This is a genomic window from Vibrio sp. SCSIO 43133 (assembly GCF_023716845.1).
Taxonomy (GTDB): Bacteria; Pseudomonadota; Gammaproteobacteria; order Enterobacterales; family Vibrionaceae; genus Vibrio; species Vibrio mediterranei.
Genome location: NZ_CP068024.1, coordinates 3,454,619 through 3,471,934, shown reverse-complemented (window position 1 = coordinate 3,471,934; position 17,316 = coordinate 3,454,619). Strand labels below are relative to the sequence as shown.

Sequence of the window (17,316 nt, the reverse complement as noted above, 5' to 3'; positions counted from 1 at the left end):
GATGGTAAAGTAAAATAATAAAGCCACTCCTTACGCTCGCACAGCTCACTACTCGCTAGGCATTTATGATTTTTCTTGACCACCCGCTGTCTTGACCACCCGCTGAAAAACGTTTCTGGACATTTCCGTGTCAGTGAAACTGCTAATTTAGATATATGTGGATTACTTCGCGTAAGGTGACTACCTGCAGCCTATCCCAATCAGAAGTTATTGCTTCTCACTTCAAATATCCTAAATTAAAGTCAGTAAGCTCGAAAAAAGGTGAGTAACGTGATGGCGCTCAAAGGACTAAGTGGAAAGACTCTTGTACTAATCTACACAATCTTTGTGATATGCGTCTTTACCATTACATCCATTGGCATTTTAGGTCGTGAGGCACAGAGCGCTATTAGCTCTCTCCAGAATAATGGAATCAGATTAGAACTGCACGCAGCTAAACTGTTTGTAGAAGAGTACCTTGATAACGCCAAAGCTCGTGTTCAATTAGCATCTAGCAATAAAGATATTATTTCTCTTCTCAGCAAGGACAAAGAGATAAACTTAGATGCAACGCTACATCGCTATGAGGGTGACAACCGATCAGTTCTGTTCGCAGTCTTTAACAAAGACCGAAAAGTGCTTTATGAAGACAAGTTTCGACACCCCTCTCGAGCCAACGAAATTGACATTTTTAATAAAATGAAAACTCAAGCGTCTGGTTTATTGAATCCTCCACCGGTCTACTTATTACACAATGATACTGAGCATATCTGCATTAAAATATTCATGCCCGTAATGAAAGGTGGCGAATTTATCGGGATGGTATTTGGTGAGACTCCTGTTGATTATGACGAGCTTTTTGGGGAACTCATTGATCCCAAGGAGCGCTGGTACGCGCTGACACAAGGTTCCGTTTCAGACTACGTACACCAAAATGCTCTTGAGTCTTGGCTTGTGAACGATGTGAAAATCGCCACCGCTGGTTTAACTCTAATGCAAGGTCTCAATCCAGCTTTCATCAAATTACAAGTCGATAACTTTATGACTCGCATCTATGAGGCAATAGCGATCGTGATTGGAGTCAGCTTTGTATTAGTGCTGTTTGCCGGTAATAAAGTTCTCGTAAATCCACACCGAGAACTAGAAACATCTCAAAAGCAACTTGCACAAAAAAACGCTGAATTAATGGAAAGAGAACGAGAGAGCAAGTTACTCGCTACCGTTGTAAAAGCTGCACGAGATGCCATTGTTATAACAGACAAAAAGGGAACTATAGAGTGGGTAAACCGTGCATTTGAGGAAATGACAGGCTACGCACTAGAAAGTGTTCAAGGTAAAAAGCCGGGGCACTTTCTCCAAGGAGAAAAAACCGAAGAGTCGACTAGACAAAGGATTGCTAAATCATTGGCTAAAGGCATACCAATTAAAGCTGAGATTTTAAACTATGATTCACAAGGTAAAGAGTATTGGGTTGACATCGATATCACTCCTATTTCTGATGAAAACGGTGACCTTGACCGTTTTATTGCTATTGAACGAGATGTAACAGAGTATAAGAAGCTTGAGAGTGAGCTTACAAATACGGCCAGAGATGCTAATGCAGCTAATGAGGCTAAGTCCGTTTTCCTAGCAACCATGAGTCATGAAATAAGGACGCCAATGAACGGCGTTTTGGGACTTACTCAAATTCTAGAGAAAGAAATTACAGACCCTAACCATCGAGAGGTTCTACAGTTAATCTTGAGCTCAGGCAATCACCTAGTTTCCATTTTAAACGATATACTCGATATTTCTAAGATCGAGAATGAGGCTCTCACACTAGAGCGATCTCCGTTCAAAATGACAGAGGTTCTATCGCCAGTTAACAATACGTACCAAAGTCTCTGCTCTGAAAAAGGACTACTATTTGAAGTCATCGACAATACACCTCCAAATACTCAGTTCATCGGTGACGAAGTAAGGTTGAGACAAATTCTGCTCAACTTGGTAGGTAACGCTTTAAAGTTCACACAAAAAGGAAGTATCGTTATAAACGTTGAAGTCACTGACGGTGGGATGTGTCAGTTCGAAGTAAAAGATACAGGCATTGGTATTACACCAGATCGATTAGATAGTGTTTTTGAGAAGTTTGAACAAGCTGAAGCGTCTACTACGCGCCAATTCGGAGGGACAGGCTTGGGACTATCGATTGTCAGAAGCCTCGTCGAACTTATGGGAGGTGAAATTCTGGTTGACAGTAAAGTAGGACGAGGTTCGACATTCACAGTTTTGCTCCCACTCCCCTCCATTGTTAACGAAAAGAATAATGAGGAAGCCTATGAGGTCGCACACGTCGACTTTTCCCCTTATCGTGTTCTACTCGTTGATGACAACGCTATAAACAGGATAGTTGCAGCGAAATTTTGTCAATCGTTGGGTATCAAAGTAGAGAGCTGCTCAAATGGTGCGGAGTGTCTTGAGATGTTTAATCCTGCACGATTCAATTTGGTTATTCTAGACAACCATATGCCAGTAATGAATGGACCGACGACGGCATCAGAGTTAAGGAAACGTTATGGAGAGCAGATACTTATATTTGGTTGGACCGCTGATGTTATTAGTGAGAGTAGAGAAGAATTCGTGGACAGCGGTGTAGACACTGTGATAGCCAAACCACTGATAAAAAGAGACTTTGAGGACGCTCTGATGAATTATTTAGTTGAGAGAAGAATTAAAAAGATATCCTAGCAGTGGATTGAGAGTTGCAACATATAGTGCTCCTTCTGATTTTACGACCGAGGTACCTATGAGTAAGGACTATTTCTATGTACCTAGAAATATTAACCATGATGCAACCTCATAAAAATGGGCAAATATCCCAACGTACAGCCCAACAGGATCTTTTAAGAATAACCTCATCCCACAGTTGTAACCATTTCTACGAGTCACTGCTGTTTGGTTATAAACTCCCTCTCTCCCGATATTTATTGTGGTGATTATGCCAACTTGATTGAGGCCTTAGATGAAGACAATTCATATCCTTATTTTCGCACTCATCCCCGTATTCGCGCTGGCGTCGCTCAGTCCATTGCAGGATGAAAGAATTATTGAGTTGGCGAGACTTTCGATAGCAGAGCATCTCAAAAAAGAAGATTTGAGCATAAGTGACGCTGAATTTATCTATGCTTTTCAAGATGGTTTAAAAAAGAGCACTATTTACTTTAAAGTCAAAGAGCATCAAGTAGACTATGAATATTATGTGGTCACTTGTAGAAATGAGAAATGCATCGTAACTCTCCGATAAACTTGTAGCTTTAGTGGGAAAGGATACTAACTGTGTATAGACCAACACTCTTGAACGGTGCTAGTTTCATTGGGACTCTCCAACGTTAGTATGAACAATTTGCATTGAATGCAGAGGTGATATCCATGGGTCAGGTTTGATACGACCACTGAAGTATAATTTGAGAATTAGTGTTACATAGCCGTTATCTAGTTTGTCGACCTTTGCGTCACTGTAGAAAGCTCTTTCCTAGCATAAAGTTACATACCAATTTCCTTCGCTAACGTGCAAAAAGACTATTTGGAACGGCATTGTGTTGTCAACGCAAAACTCAGTCGCAAACTAATTTTGTAGTGCCTTATCGGTCACTGGGACCACTTGAAAGAGTAGTTACTTTGCATAGATTAAACGCAAATGGTTTATAGCAATGGTGCGGTGAAAGTGGTAACGCAGTATAGTTCTATACCATAAGTAGAACTAATCCAAATTGCGATGATTGAAATTTGGGTGAGTTTAGCGATAGCACACAATGGGGCAAGCTCGTGCCAGAAATAGTTGGCCTGACACGACTTTGGACAGAAGTGAGTTGGTGCTAGGGCAACGAGCAGCCCTTCAAATAACTTTTAGTATTGCAAAACTTAATCAGGCAAGGCTCACAACAGTGCCTGAAGAAGATACCGTTAGAAAATTTAAACAAATAAGGTAACGTCATCCTATTGAGTACCCTTAATAGAGCACGATATATAGAATAACCTGCTGAGGAGAACTAAGTTGAGGTATAACAAACTTACGTGATATTGAACTTGGCCCAAAGCGTTCTTACGTATAGTTTCAGTTCCTCAGACGCGAGCACAGTCAACTGAACATTACAATGCAAGTCTTCATCATCACCTGAAATTAGTATCCATTCCTCATCTTTTATTGACTCGATTCTGCGGCCTAGTAGCTCTGTCAGGGAGTCAGAGGAGTTAGTAATGTGTACAACCGCACCATACTGACCAAAATCAATATCCTTCAGGTTATCATGACGAATGTCCACGGAAAAATTATAGCTGTCGAACAGCCTAGCGAAACCTTCAGTACTTGTACTTGTTTTACAAATTAGAAGAACGTTGTTCAGCAATTTGTTATTGCAACTGTGATTGGTCATGGCCCTCCTTCCCGAGGATGAAATAGTAGTGGCTCAGATGTATATCAGATCATATGTAAACTAACCACGCGTTGCCCTAGTTTACTGGGTTAATTGACGAAAAGGACTTGCCTCCAAGCTTATTCAAGACGAAATAGAGACACGCTTGATGCTGTTCCTTGCAGTTGTTTTTCTTGGGAGTTTAATGACCAGAAGACCGTTTTTCATCGTTGCTGAGATTGCATCTTGATCTACATCTTCAGGTAGAGACAAAGTACGTTGAAATGCACCCATACTACGTTCAACGCAGTAATACTGTTTACCTTTAGACTCTTTATCCTGCTTCATTTGTCCTTTCACAATTAATGTATTCGGACCCAATTCAATTTGAATATCGTTTTCTGAAAGTCCAGGGAGCTCAACTGAAATTTTATATTCATTCTCGCTGACGGATACATCAAGTTTTGATCGATTTGCAAAGAGTAATCTATCGCTCAACGGGTTACTGATGAGCAATGAGCTGGCGCGGGACAAGTGTGAGGAACTTGGCATCCTTAGTGACTGCCATATGTCATCAAACAAACGGTCCATTTCTTCGTGTAGTTGGAGAGGCGATCTTTGCTGTGGTGATACTAAAGTAGTGCCACTAGTACGAGCTTCAGAAAATGCTTCATTCTGAAATAGTGGGATTTGGTTACTTGAATCTTCTTTATGTTTAAACCAATTCCATGGATTTAGTTTTTCAATGTTCATAAAATACCCTCCCAATTTAGGCAATATTCATAACCAATAATACAGAGGGTGCGCTACACACCCTCTATTTAGTTATTTTTTATTAACTTTACGGTCATCATCACCTTCAGATTTATGCTCTAGAATATTACCACCCTGATTAATGGCGATAGATTTAGGCTTCATTTCTTCAGGAATTTCTTTAACCAAAGTAATAGTTAATAAACCATGAGAGAGATCAGCGTCGGTAACTTCAACATAATCTGCTAAGTTAAATTTACGCTCAAATGTACGGTTGGCTATACCTTGATAAAGATATTTGCTTTCCGGTTCAGAGCTCTTATTGCCGCGCACAGTCAGTACGCCTTTCTCAACTTGAATATCAAGTTCTTCTTGCACAAAACCAGCTACAGCCAATGTAATGGCGTAACGGTTTTCGCTAAGAACTTCTATGTTGTATGGGGGGTAACCGCCAACAGTTGTTTCACTAGTTAACGCATGGTCTAGCAGTGATGCTAAGCGGTCAAATCCTACACTATTTCGATATAGTGGAGTGAGGTCGATTGAGTTCATAATATATCCTCCATAAGAAGCAATACAAAATAAAAACAATAGATATAAAAGTTTCTATCTAGACAACTTTTACAATGACTTTATAGTATTTTATAAATCCTTTTTCAAGCTGTAATTTATAAAACCTCCTTATAACTGGCATGATTGAAAGATCATTTAATAATAAGAAAGCTTTGAGTTTATATTATCTATACCTAATAATTAAGCGGACTTCCTTGCCCGCTTAGTTTCTTTACTAAATATGATTCATTGGTTGTTTATCTTTTACTTGTTCGGAAATCATAGCTTCAGTTGTAATCATTAACCCAGCTATAGACGCCGCATATTGAAGTGCCGAGCGCGTAACTTTTGTCGGATCAAGAATACCCATTTCAAACATGTCACCGTATTTTCCTGTAGCCGCGTTAAAGCCGTGGTTCACATCACCTGCTTTGACATTGTTCGCGACGACAGACGCTTCATCACCCGCATTGGTGGCAATTTGACGAAGGGGTTCCTCCATCGCCCGTAACGCTACTCGAATACCGACATTTTGGTCTTCGTTGTCTCCAGCAAGGTCAACCAACTCTTTGCTGATCTTAGCAAGAGCGACGCCTCCCCCGGCAACGATACCTTCTTCCACAGCAGCTCTTGTGGCGTGCAATGCATCATCGACACGATCTTTCTTCTCCTTCATTTCAACTTCTGTCGCAGCACCAATTTTAATCACTGCAACACCTCCTGAGAGTTTCGCTATTCGCTGTTGAAGCTTTTCTTTGTCATATTGAGAAGTGGATGATGCGATTTGATTTTCTATCGTTCTAACTCGGTCTTTGATAACCTGTTCATTCGCTACACCACCGACAATTGTGGTTGTATCTTTTGTTATCGTGACTTTCTTTGCGCTACCCAATTGCTCTAGCGTAGTCTTTTCAAGCTCATGACCTAGGTCTTCGCAAATCAGAGTACCACCGGTTAGGACTGCAATATCTTCCATCATTGCTTTGCGGTTATCACCAAACCCTGGGGCTTTGACCGCAACAGTTCGGACAATACCACGCATATTGTTGACGACGAGTGTTGCTAAAGCTTCACCTTCAATATCTTCAGCCAAAATAAGCAGCGATCTAGACTGTTTGGCGACTTCTTCTAGTACAGGTAGTAACTCACGAATATTGCTTACCTTTTTATCCACCAAAAGCACATAAGGATTATCCAGTTCTACAGAGCCACTCTCCTGATTGGTGATGAAGTACGGAGAAAGATACCCGCGATCAAACTGCATACCCTCAACTACCGCAAGCTCATTGTCTAAGCCCTGACCTTCTTCAACCGTGATGACACCATTGCGACCAACCTTCTCCATCGCTTCCGCTATAATGTCACCAATCGATCTGTCGCTGTTTGCTGAAATGCTGCCAACTTGAGTAATCGACTCTTTGTCACTGCAAGGCTGAGATATCTCACGAAGTTTCTCTACAGCAGCTTCCGTTGCTTTATCTATACCTCGCTTTAAATCCATTGGATTCATGCCCGACGCGACGGCCTTTAATCCCTCATTGATCAAAGATTGCGCCAACACCGTTGCGGTTGTTGTTCCATCACCAGCTTCATCATTCGCTTTCGATGCGACTTGCTTTACCATTTGTGCGCCCATGTTCTCGAACTTATCTTCAAGCTCGATTTCTTTCGCGACAGAGACCCCATCTTTTGTGATGGTTGGAGCTCCAAATGACTTATCTAGTACAACATTTCGACCTTTAGGACCTAAAGTAACCTTAACGGCGTCAGCCAGCAGGTTTACCCCATTAAGCATCTTTTGACGCGATTCATCAGCAAATATAACTTCTTTTGCAGTCATGATTATCTCCTCAAAAAATAATGAAAACTCAATTACTCAACGATTGCTAACACATCAGATTCGGAGAGAATAAGGTACTCTGAACCATCGATTTTTTCTGTTTTGACACCATAGCCGTCATTAAAAATGACAATGTCATCGACTTTAACGTCCATAGAAACCCGATCTCCATTTTCCAGTCGTTGACCTAGACCAACAGCGACGACTTTCGCTCGATTTGATTTTTGTACTGACTGAGACGTAAGGACAATTCCTCCTTCAGATAGGGATTCTGCTTCGAGTCTTTCGACTATCAGCCGATCATTTAAAGGACGAATATTCATGAGGTTAGCCTCCTACAATTGTTAAACATAAAAGACATAATGGTGATGGGTAGAGCTATGTAGTACTCTCCCGATTAGGAAAATAGGGACAACGAAAAGTGAGTTCAAGGGACAAAAAGAAAATTTTATATTCGATTTTAAACAAAATAGACACCTTAATATTTCATATTGCTATATGCCATTTTATAGCAAGTTGTCTAGCTAGACAGCTTACAATCAATGCATTGCTTTGGTGCAAAGTTGATGATTGTCGCCCTAGAACGAGCATGCCTTTCTTCTCGTTAGGTATTAGAAAAAGTTCGGGAATTCCTGACTGGATTTATCGGCCCCAAGTTAAGCTAGCAAACTTTGGGGCAGAGATGACTTACGAAACAACTTGTTTCGCAATTGTGCAAGACCCTCTTGCATAATTGAACACTAGAGTTTGTCCAACATCCTGTTGACCAAATTAGTCTTACGAAGACCTACTGCTATCTCAACATGTTTTTGGGAAGTACCTAAGGCTGATTTGTGCAACAAGCTGTTGCACAATTGGATCCGGCGGAAGTTGTTGCATAATCTGCAACAACTGAACGATTTCACAACTCAGGCAACTGTTGCAAATTTGGCAACTGTTCAACTGCGAGGAATACTTGTGGATTGGAAAGCAACTGAGAAGAAATCCTTCCTAGTTGCCAAAACGGAATGGGGCAAAACTGAGTTCATCACTCAAGCTGCATCACGCACTGTGTGTGATGGATTTGTAACGCTGAATGGAGCAGAAGTGCTTCATAGTGATTTTTGCAGCAGGCTGTTGCAAAATTGGGATCGGAGTTTGTCCAACAGGCTGTTGGACATTTGCTGCATTAGACTACTTTCAAATTGGGCAACAAGCTGTAGCCCAATTTGATTGCAACCAAGAACATTACTCTTTCTTATCTAAAAGTAAGCAGGTTCTAAGAAGGTTTGGGGCATAAACGAGTTTGAAATTGCTAACTCAACAGTTTCTTTAGGTAGCTATTCCGCTTATGAGAGTGACTAGGTGCCTCGGTGATCTGCTTCATATCATCACGACTACCAACGATATGGATTTCACTTTCAGCTCTCGTGATTGCCGTATAGAGCCATGCTCTATCTACTATTCTTCCGTTTTGCAGAGCGATGATGATGCGTGGAAACTGTGACCCTTGAGCTTTATGTAGGGTGATTGCGTAACCCAACTCCATGCAGTCGAGAACGGATTGTGTTATCTCGACCTTTTCACCTGTATCTAGCGTCACTTCACCGTAACTATCACCAGAAGGTTTGGCGTTGGTTAGCATACCTAGTGAGCCGTTCTGAATGCCTTTGTCATAATGGTTCTGCGTAAATAACACCGCATCATTTATGCGAAGTGGCAAAAAGAACTTATCACCATTGATTTCGAACTCAAGGCTAGTGCTATCTGGGTTAACGGCTTGTTGGGTGAGTTTATTGATTTCTGATACGAGTGCCTTGGTTGGAGCCATGACACGACTGTTTTCAGGACACTGTTGGTAAAGCTCACAACAGACTTTGGCAATGTCTGTTTTACTGGTTTCGTGAAAGTGTATTGCTCCCGTACTTAATCGATCAGGCATCACACCTTGATTGATGAGCTTTGAGTATTCGGGGATACCCGTTGAACCTTCCTGTCTCTTGACGATATCTAACATCGTATTAGCCACCGCTTTTGCTTCAACGATGTCTGCCAACACCTTGCCGCAGCCGATTGGTGGAAGTTGGTCGGGGTCGCCAGTGAATATTAATCGTACAGAGGGGTGAATGTGATTCACAAGACGATACATGGTTGGCAAGTCAATCATGCTTGCCTCATCAATCACCAGTAGGTGATTTGTTTTCTCTACACTGGGTTCTATGGGGTCTTCACGCAGCAATTTGGCAATGGTTGAGGTAACAAAACCGATGGACTCATGAAGTCTCATTGCAGCACGACCGCTGAGCGCAACGGCGTGTATTTCAAATCCAAGTTGATGATATGCCCTGAGAGCCGTTCTGAGTACCGTTGTCTTGCCTGTACCTGCACCGCCCGTAATACAGCTTACCGAATTATCCAGACACGTTGTGACGGCTTCGATTTGTTTAGGAGTTAATTCGTAGGGAAGCTCCGCAACTGCAGAGCAATACGCAGCATTGGCGTTTTCATCAAACAAGTCATTTCGCTTAATCAGTGTTTTTAAGCGCTTGGCAACGACACTTTCCATCAGAAGTTGCGCCGTTGGATGGTAGGTTCCTGTGTCGGGTTTTAAAATGTACTGAGCTTTATCATGACCTGATTGGAACGCCTGAGTGACCAGTGCTTTGTCTTTCAGTAGCTTGTTGAGGTAAGGGCGCACATTGGCATGAGTGGTATAGGTGTGACCTTTTTCAATCTCCTTGCGAATCGCCATTTCCATAGCAGCGCTGAGCCTTCTTGGGTCATCCTTCGCAACATCGCTCTTAAAATCCGTTACCTTGATAATGTCTTCAATGGCACTGAACGAAAGACCAAAGCCCATCAGAGCATAAGGATTATCCTTGATAACATCGATGGAGGCTTCACCGTGATGCTTGAGCAGCCGTTGCTGCACACTGGCGGGGATGTTGTGCTCACTCATCCAGTTGCAATACGCCAAATTTTTGTATTTGGCGTACCCTCTATAGAGCGCCCCCACTGAATCTTCACTCAGAACAGATGCCAGACGCTTTCTGGACTCTGGGGTGTCATTTTTCAGTGTGGCATGAAAGTCTTTACCTAAGAGCTGCCAGAGCGCCCTAGCTTTGCTTTCGCCAATACCCTTGAAGTCACTTTCTCTGGCGATAAAGCGAATCAGTTGCTCCCCTGTTTCGGGTAAAGTGCATTTAATATGCTTGGGTGATTCATAAGTGTGCTGCTGCATTACATAATCACCCATCTCCATATTTTCTATCTGGCGAGCGCCTTTGACTGACCAATGCTGACCCAGCGTTGGAAGCACAGGGATGCTATCGGGGTCGGCTTTGATGGTGACGTAATACTTCCCACTATTGGTTTTGTAAGAGTCTTTCGCCAGCGGTACACCGCTGAATATCACCATCTTGGTCGAGCGATAAGGGATACTGGTTACACGCATTTGGTCTTCATGCAAAGCGGTATTCATCGTGGCATCAACCCCATTTCGGATAAGGTTTCAGATAGTTCACCAAAGCGCTCAAGTCGCTTTTCAAGCTCCCTGACCTTAGCTTTCAATTCAATGTTCTCAGCTTCTAGTGACGACACCCGCTTTGTATCGAGAAGCTTTCGATTTGCAGTGTTATCGTAGGCTTGAGGTTTGCCCTCATTCTTCTTGGCAGCGTCAGTCAACGGTGGCAGGACACCTTTACTGCGCAGTTCATCTTCTAAGGCTTTGAGTGCTTTTTTAAGGGCAGGATTTTGGTTTAACGCCGATTTGCCACAACCAATGCCCTTTGCCACTTCGATTTTATTAAGCTGCCCCCTGAATACGATTTGTTTAAACTCATCGTCCGTCTGCGTGGCTTTCCAGACCTCAAATGCCTCAAGGTTTCGTTGCGCTTTCTGCTGCCCACTTGCCATTAGTCATCTACCTCACCCAAGAGCTTGCGAAGTCCTGTGACAAAGCCTCTAGGGAATACTTCGCTGTTGTATTCCATGTCTTTTACCTGACCCGCCTGAGTAGTTTGCCAGTCGTTCTTTTCCATGCACTCGTCAGAAATGGCGTACGCTAAGGCTTTTTTCTCTGATTCGGTGAGTACGCCTGATAGGGATGGCAGCACTTCCACGCTTGGTTCTGCGGTGGTGTCAAACTGGCGCACAGGGCGTTTGTCGATGGTAATATTGGCGTGTTGCTTGAGTAAATTCACCTCTTTTCGGTAACGGTTTCGCTCGGCAATAATTTGACCAAACAAGGCGCGTACCGCAGGGTCTGGGATGCGCTCCAACAGTTTATTATCCGCAGGGATGGATTTAGACCGTGAGGTGTTGGATAGCGGTTTTTTGGTATTGGTATTGTACTTTGCCGCCCATGCTTCAATGAGTGTTCGGTAGTGCTTGTTACGGGTAGCACGCAAAGCCTCATACGCCAATCCGCCATTTTCGGCAGACACCCGTCCAATTTGCGTGATGGAGAAGTCACGCTGACCTGATTCTGCATAGGCTTTCAGCGTGTCATTGAGCTTATCGAGGTTTTGCCGAGTGCGAGGCACTTTACCTTCTTTTAAGTCCGCCAGAATGACATCAATATCGAGTTCCATTAGTCCTCCAATAACTTCTGTAGTGCGATGCCATCTAGGTTGATGACTTTATTGCTCAGAGCATGAATACCGCCAGACAACAGCTTATTGTCGTTTAGGTATTCACCCGCTTCGATGTAGTTCGCTACCTTGCGGTAGCCTTCGAGCTTATCATCAGGGTCAGCGATTTTCGCCATTTGGCGCAGCATGGCATTGGCAGCGATGAGTTGTTGTTTGTCGTCCATTTCCATAAAAATCGGCTCAAAGCCTTTTTTCATTAGCACACGACTAAGTTGGCGAGAGCGTTTTTCTATCGCAGGCGTTTTACGCAGTTCGTCCTGCAAATCAGGGTAGAACTCCGCGTCATCACAAATCAGGGATAGATGCAGCAACTCAGAGTCGGTTTCAACAAACTTCAAGGCATGGCTGACATCTTGCTCAGAGCCAACCGCAATCAGTTTATCTTTGGTGTCATCGTCATTTCTGGCTTCTTCGACCCGCATAATTTTGATAATGAGTTCAAAGCAAGCTACCAGGTCTTTTGTGTATTCATCGGTTTCGATTTGCTGTTTTTCATAGCGGCGCTGTAGGGCTTGCAGTTCATCGTGCTTGATAAATGGCTTACCTTGCTTTTCACAAAAGAACTGCTCGTCTTTGAGGGCTTCCAGCTCACCCTCAATTTCTACAGACAGGTTAGCCGCCTGATGCGCTTTGTAACTCAGTTGATTGAACTGGGCATTGAGTGGCTTAAGATAATAAGCTTCAGTAATAAACCAGCGGCAGCGAGGACAGTTTTCGGGGCCATGAGGTACGCTGCCGTAAATACGGTTGGCAGCGCTTTTTGCATCATTAGTCAACGCACCACCGTTCCAGCAACCACCAAGGGTACTGATTTCATCCGATTTGACGGTGTTACCACCAACCAAACACAGACCACACGAACGTTCTTCCCATCCAATCGGATTACGATTGACCAGTGCTGCCTGAATACTGTCATCATTGTGATACACCATCTTGCACTGTATTTGCTCCATTGAGGCATCTTTAAGGAAATTGCGTACCGATTGTTTGGATTTCGCATCCAGCTCACCATGTCCTTCATCCATTTTTTCTGCCATCACCGACGGGGTGATTTTGTTGTAGTAGATGGTCATCAACAGGCGTGTATGACCCGCCAATAGTTTAGAAATTACAGGCAATGGCAATTGTGTATCCATTGTGTAAGCCGTGATGAGTGAGACACGTAAACTGTGCAATGGAAAGAGTGTGGCAACCTTGCGTCTTTCAACAGTACCTTCTGGGTAATCCACAACCAGTTTTAAGCGTTCGCCGTTATCCAATGTATTTCCTTGCTCTGCCAGTTGGTTTTCCAGTGTCAATAGGAGTTGATACCAGAAAGTTGGAATTCCACTAAACACTATTGGCTTGTGCTTATCTTCACCTTTTGCTGATGCATCGCGAAACAGAAACGCAATTTCACCCATGCTTTCTAGCTGTTTGTCCGATTTCTTATCATGAGTGTGCTTTTTCAACAATGTAGTACAGTCGATGGGCTTTGCAATGGGGTTGTATTTTTCTTGCCAGTTACGCAATTTTTCCAGCCAGTAAAGCACTTCCTCATTTTGCCAAGGAATGATGTAGCCACGTTCCAGTTCGTCTTTATTTTGGTCAGCGGTTTTGTTGGTATTGATATACAAGCCTGTGGAATACAGCCCTGTCATGGTGTCGTGAATACGGCGGAAAATGCCTTTGCCAAATGGACGTTTTTCACTGCCAACGGCAAAATCATGTTGGGTGTTTACTACCCATTGAACGTTTTCATAGCGCCATGTATCCGCTTCCCCGCTGTCCAGCATACGCACCTGATAGGTACGCAGTGGTAGGTGAAGCTTCATAAAAATCACCATCGCTTTGACAGGCGACCAGAGTTGATGAATGGTGATTTTATTACCTTTGCGAGTCACTTCTTTGCTGCGCCACACACAGTCGGGGTCGGACTTGTCAATCAGCTCAGGCTCCACTTCAAACCAGTCACCGCTTTGAGTTTGTCCTTGTCCTGTCTGCTGCTGCGCCCATGTCCAGTGCTTGAAATGACGGTAGTGATAAGCTGGAAGCATGGGTTCATTGTCCTTGAGATTTTGCTCAATGACGGTGAGTTCAGTTTTGTCAGGTAACGGACAGAGGATTTGACGCAAGTCCTGAATGTATCGATACGGCAAGGGATTGCGGACGGTTTCCGTCCTACTATCTTGCCGCTTGATTTTGGTGAGAGGATTTTGAACCAGTGGCACAAGGTTGCCATTATCATCTTCCTCGGAGAACACTTTTTCAATAACAAAGTCGATGAAGTCGCAAGGGATATTGACGCTCGCTGAAATTTCATACGCATCTGTAAATCGAGCTTTTGCTAGTTTCTCCAACTCTTCACTGGAGCATTGATGTCCTTTGTAGCCCTTAAAAAACAAATCTATATCGGCAACCGCATAAGTCACATATTCAGCAACATAAGACTCAAAGAAGCGGGTTAACGCCTTCTGCTTGTGTTGAGTACCAGTTTTTTGTGTCACCATCCACTCTGCGGCCAATTCCTGCCATTGTTGCCACTCTGCACCAAGTGTGGTCAACATCCATGAGAAGGTTAAATCCGATGAACGTCCGTCACGTTTTCTTTTTTTCGCCATTACTTACCTCTCAATTTTGGATGTTTGCCAGTGAAGTAGCCCTGTGGATCGATGTCGTCAAAACCGTGTTCAACCAGTGCTTTCCAGTCGAGCGCGTTAACTTTGGAGTTAGGGTTCGCCAGTTGCTGTGTGGCTTGGGTCAGTTCGTCAGAGATTTCCTGCTGACCTTTGCCTGTGTAGGGGATTTGTGAGTCTAGGGACTTATGGTGCATACAGCGTCGAATCACCAAAGGGTTCAGACCAGAACGCTCTAGTCGTCTGCCGTAATTATGTCGGTGCCCGTGAGGGTCTTTGCCTTCTGCCTTACTCGGCTCTAAACCAATACGCTTTAAGCCGTTGGCGTAGTTATCATGGAAAGCGTTGATGGTGTAAGGGTTGCCTAACGCGCTGTGATGAAACGAAATGAACGCATAAGGATGGTGACAGTCGATGCTGGCGCGGTACTTTTGATAATTTTTCCAAAGTGACATAAACACTTTGCCATAGTCGGTGGGAAACCATTGAACCTGTATATAGTTATCTTTATGGTCAACCACACGGTTCTTCCAACCAAGATGCGCTGTGCCTTTCATGCGTTGGCGAGGGATACGCGCATACTTTTCTTTTAAGTACGTTTCTCTATTCTGTTTTTTAGAACGCACTTCAGGGTCACTTGGCGCTTTACCATCGATTTCGTCGTAAATCCGAACGATAGCACTATCAGAGGTGTATGGGTCTTCAAGTACATCTGTCACCCAAAGCGTTAAAGCTTCACTTTCGCGTAACCCTCCACCGTGCATAAGCAGGAGTATTAACTTATCCCTGAGTGCCACTCGCGGATCGCTCGCGCCACCGATGCCATTAATATAAAAGTCTTCCCAATGCTTTTCAGGAAAGGCGATAGCGTCATCTTCGGTTTTAGTGAGAGGAGTGCGCCCCTTGATGGTTCGCGCCTTACGGATGGTTTTGTTCACAGTCTTATCTTCGATGTGACCGAGGAAATCATTTTGGTTTTTGCGATACCATGCGGCGTAATTCAATCGCTGCTCATGCGGGGTAGCATCACGCAAGGGATTCATGGACGCAGTGCTGTGCTTGTTTGCCAACCAGTCGGTAAATGCCGTCAATCGATGAATATGCTTATTCACGTTATCGGTTGAGCTTGGCACCCAATACAAACCTGATGGGTCAAGTCCATCTTCACCAATCGTTCCTGTATATAAGCGCTTAGCAAACGTCTGAAAGAGTAACTTCGGATCGTCAAACAACCCTCTGTTAGCTTCCATATAATCCAGCAACAAGGACACCGCTTGAAGAAATCCATTCATGACGGAGTTACTCACACCGTCCGCCTCTAGCTTGAGTAGGTAGTCCGTGACCGTACTTAACTCTCCTTGCTCAGTTAGCAAGATAGGCAGTTGGCTTTTGATGCCCGTATTGTCCTCTACAATCGTCGCTCTGACTTTTACTGATGACAAATAATGCTTTCCTTATACATATAATACACATAATTGACTGTATACCTACAATGTTGATTGTGCAATAAAAAGGCAGATTTCTCTGCCTTAATACACAATATACACCTTTTAAGTTACTATATATAACATTCGCGGCTTTTCTCTTATTTGTTTTCAGTACCTTCTGCTTTATCGGGAGCAGGTCCCATCATGTGTTTTTGTCTAATATCGAGCAGAGCGAAAATACCGAACGCTAGAATAGAGTATTTTTCCCATGTGCCTAGCTTGAGCTTGTCACCAAAGGCGCCAAGGAAAATGGCCATCTGCACACCATGCATTAAGAACAGAAAGGCTGTCATGATATACAGCGCTATCGCACCTTTTCCTGGGAATGGATGGAAAATATTCAGTATCAATACAAACCAAACAAATCCAAAGGCGATCTTCGCCAGCATTAACAGTGCTTTCATTTTGTTTCCCTCTCAAATAATCGATAACAAACCTGACCTGCCGTTTTTTCTTTTAATGGATCCCAGTGCTCAGGGATGACGTCGAGTTGTAATTCTTTTTCCGTTTCAATATAGATTAACGCATTGTCGGCAAGCCAACCATTATCTTCAAGTTTTTGAATCACTTCTGGTAGCAAGCCTTGACGAAATGGAGGATCAATAAACACCACATCGTGTGGTTGTCCTGGTTGGTCTAAAAAGCTTAGTGCATTGCCGTGATGGGTGACGATATTGTCTGCCTTAACAAGCGCTACATTACTGATAATCTGTTGGTGAGCTTTGTCGTTGAGCTCAATCATAGTGACTTGCGCAGCTTGCCGAGAAGCCGCTTCAAATCCTAAGCTGCCTGAGCCAGCGAATAGATCTAATACCTTAGCGTGTGGAATATCTTGCGCTAACCAGTTAAACACCGTTTCTTTGACTCGATCGGTGGTTGGACGGAGTCCTTCTGCATCGTGAACCGGCAGTTTTCGTCCGCGCCACAGTCCGCTAATAATGCGCACACTCCCCATTGGTGCCTTACCCCCGCGAGTGGCGCCTGAACGAGATGTCGTCTTCTGGGACGGTTTTTGTGATGGAGTTTGCTTGCGACGTCTAACCATAGATTTTTTGACCGACAATTAAG

14 protein-coding genes are annotated in these 17,316 nt (G+C 43.6%); 2 read left to right on the top strand and 12 right to left on the bottom strand.

The window, feature by feature from the left end:
* The first annotated feature begins 273 nt into the window (after nt 1-273).
* A complete protein-coding gene (locus tag JKJ11_RS16165; protein ID WP_252039136.1) occupies nt 274-2,706 on the top strand; it encodes an ATP-binding protein in 2,433 nt (810 codons plus the stop codon).
* Between the two features lie 274 nt (nt 2,707-2,980).
* The gene (locus tag JKJ11_RS16160) at nt 2,981-3,262 is read left to right on the top strand and encodes a hypothetical protein (RefSeq protein WP_252038538.1); all 282 of its coding nucleotides are present in this window, start codon (nt 2,981-2,983) and stop codon (nt 3,260-3,262) included.
* Nucleotides 3,263-4,028: 766 nt separating this feature from the next.
* On the opposite strand, the gene JKJ11_RS16155 is transcribed toward JKJ11_RS16160, so the two are convergent.
* The 12 genes from JKJ11_RS16155 to rsmD all read right to left on the bottom strand — a co-directional run bounded on the left by JKJ11_RS16155 (nt 4,029) and on the right by rsmD (nt 17,293).
* Nucleotides 4,029-4,391, bottom strand: a complete 363-nt coding sequence (locus JKJ11_RS16155; protein WP_049537225.1) for a hypothetical protein — start codon at nt 4,389-4,391, stop codon at nt 4,029-4,031.
* Between the two features lie 123 nt (nt 4,392-4,514).
* Nucleotides 4,515-5,123, bottom strand: coding sequence for an Hsp20/alpha crystallin family protein (locus JKJ11_RS16150; RefSeq protein WP_049537223.1), 609 nt, complete (start codon nt 5,121-5,123; stop codon nt 4,515-4,517).
* Nucleotides 5,124-5,195: 72 nt separating this feature from the next.
* Entirely contained in the window at nt 5,196-5,675 is a 480-nt protein-coding gene (locus JKJ11_RS16145) for an Hsp20 family protein (protein WP_049537222.1), read from the bottom strand.
* 235 nt (nt 5,676-5,910) lie between these two features.
* Nucleotides 5,911-7,515: a chaperonin GroEL gene (gene groL / locus JKJ11_RS16140; protein WP_252038537.1), complete on the bottom strand. Its 1,605-nt coding sequence runs from the start codon at nt 7,513-7,515 to the stop codon at nt 5,911-5,913.
* Nucleotides 7,516-7,547: 32 nt separating this feature from the next.
* Nucleotides 7,548-7,838, bottom strand: coding sequence for a co-chaperone GroES (locus JKJ11_RS16135; protein WP_049537218.1), 291 nt, complete (start codon nt 7,836-7,838; stop codon nt 7,548-7,550).
* Nucleotides 7,839-8,809: 971 nt separating this feature from the next.
* Nucleotides 8,810-10,975, bottom strand: coding sequence for an AAA family ATPase (locus JKJ11_RS16130; RefSeq protein ID WP_252038536.1), 2,166 nt, complete (start codon nt 10,973-10,975; stop codon nt 8,810-8,812).
* Nucleotides 10,972-11,409 (bottom strand): VPA1267 family protein, encoded by a 438-nt coding sequence (locus tag JKJ11_RS16125; RefSeq protein ID WP_252038535.1) that lies wholly within the window; start codon nt 11,407-11,409, stop codon nt 10,972-10,974. Before JKJ11_RS16125 ends, JKJ11_RS16130 begins: the two co-directional genes overlap by 4 nt.
* Nucleotides 11,409-12,086 (bottom strand): gamma-mobile-trio protein GmtX, encoded by a 678-nt coding sequence (gene gmtX / locus JKJ11_RS16120; RefSeq protein ID WP_252038534.1) that lies wholly within the window; start codon nt 12,084-12,086, stop codon nt 11,409-11,411. Before gmtX ends, JKJ11_RS16125 begins: the two co-directional genes overlap by 1 nt.
* The gene (gene gmtZ, locus JKJ11_RS16115) at nt 12,086-14,746 is read right to left on the bottom strand and encodes a gamma-mobile-trio integrase GmtZ (protein WP_252038533.1); all 2,661 of its coding nucleotides are present in this window, start codon (nt 14,744-14,746) and stop codon (nt 12,086-12,088) included. The genes gmtX and gmtZ overlap by 1 nt, the downstream gene beginning before the upstream one ends.
* Entirely contained in the window at nt 14,746-16,203 is a 1,458-nt protein-coding gene (gene gmtY, locus JKJ11_RS16110) for a gamma-mobile-trio recombinase GmtY (protein ID WP_252038532.1), read from the bottom strand. Before gmtY ends, gmtZ begins: the two co-directional genes overlap by 1 nt.
* Nucleotides 16,204-16,346: 143 nt before the next feature.
* The gene (locus JKJ11_RS16105; RefSeq protein ID WP_252038531.1) at nt 16,347-16,652 is read right to left on the bottom strand and encodes a DUF1145 domain-containing protein; all 306 of its coding nucleotides are present in this window, start codon (nt 16,650-16,652) and stop codon (nt 16,347-16,349) included.
* On the bottom strand, nt 16,649-17,293 hold the full coding sequence (rsmD, locus tag JKJ11_RS16100) for a 16S rRNA (guanine(966)-N(2))-methyltransferase RsmD (RefSeq protein ID WP_252038530.1): 645 nt from the start codon (nt 17,291-17,293) through the stop codon (nt 16,649-16,651). Before rsmD ends, JKJ11_RS16105 begins: the two co-directional genes overlap by 4 nt.
* Nucleotides 17,294-17,316: the final 23 nt, after the last annotated feature.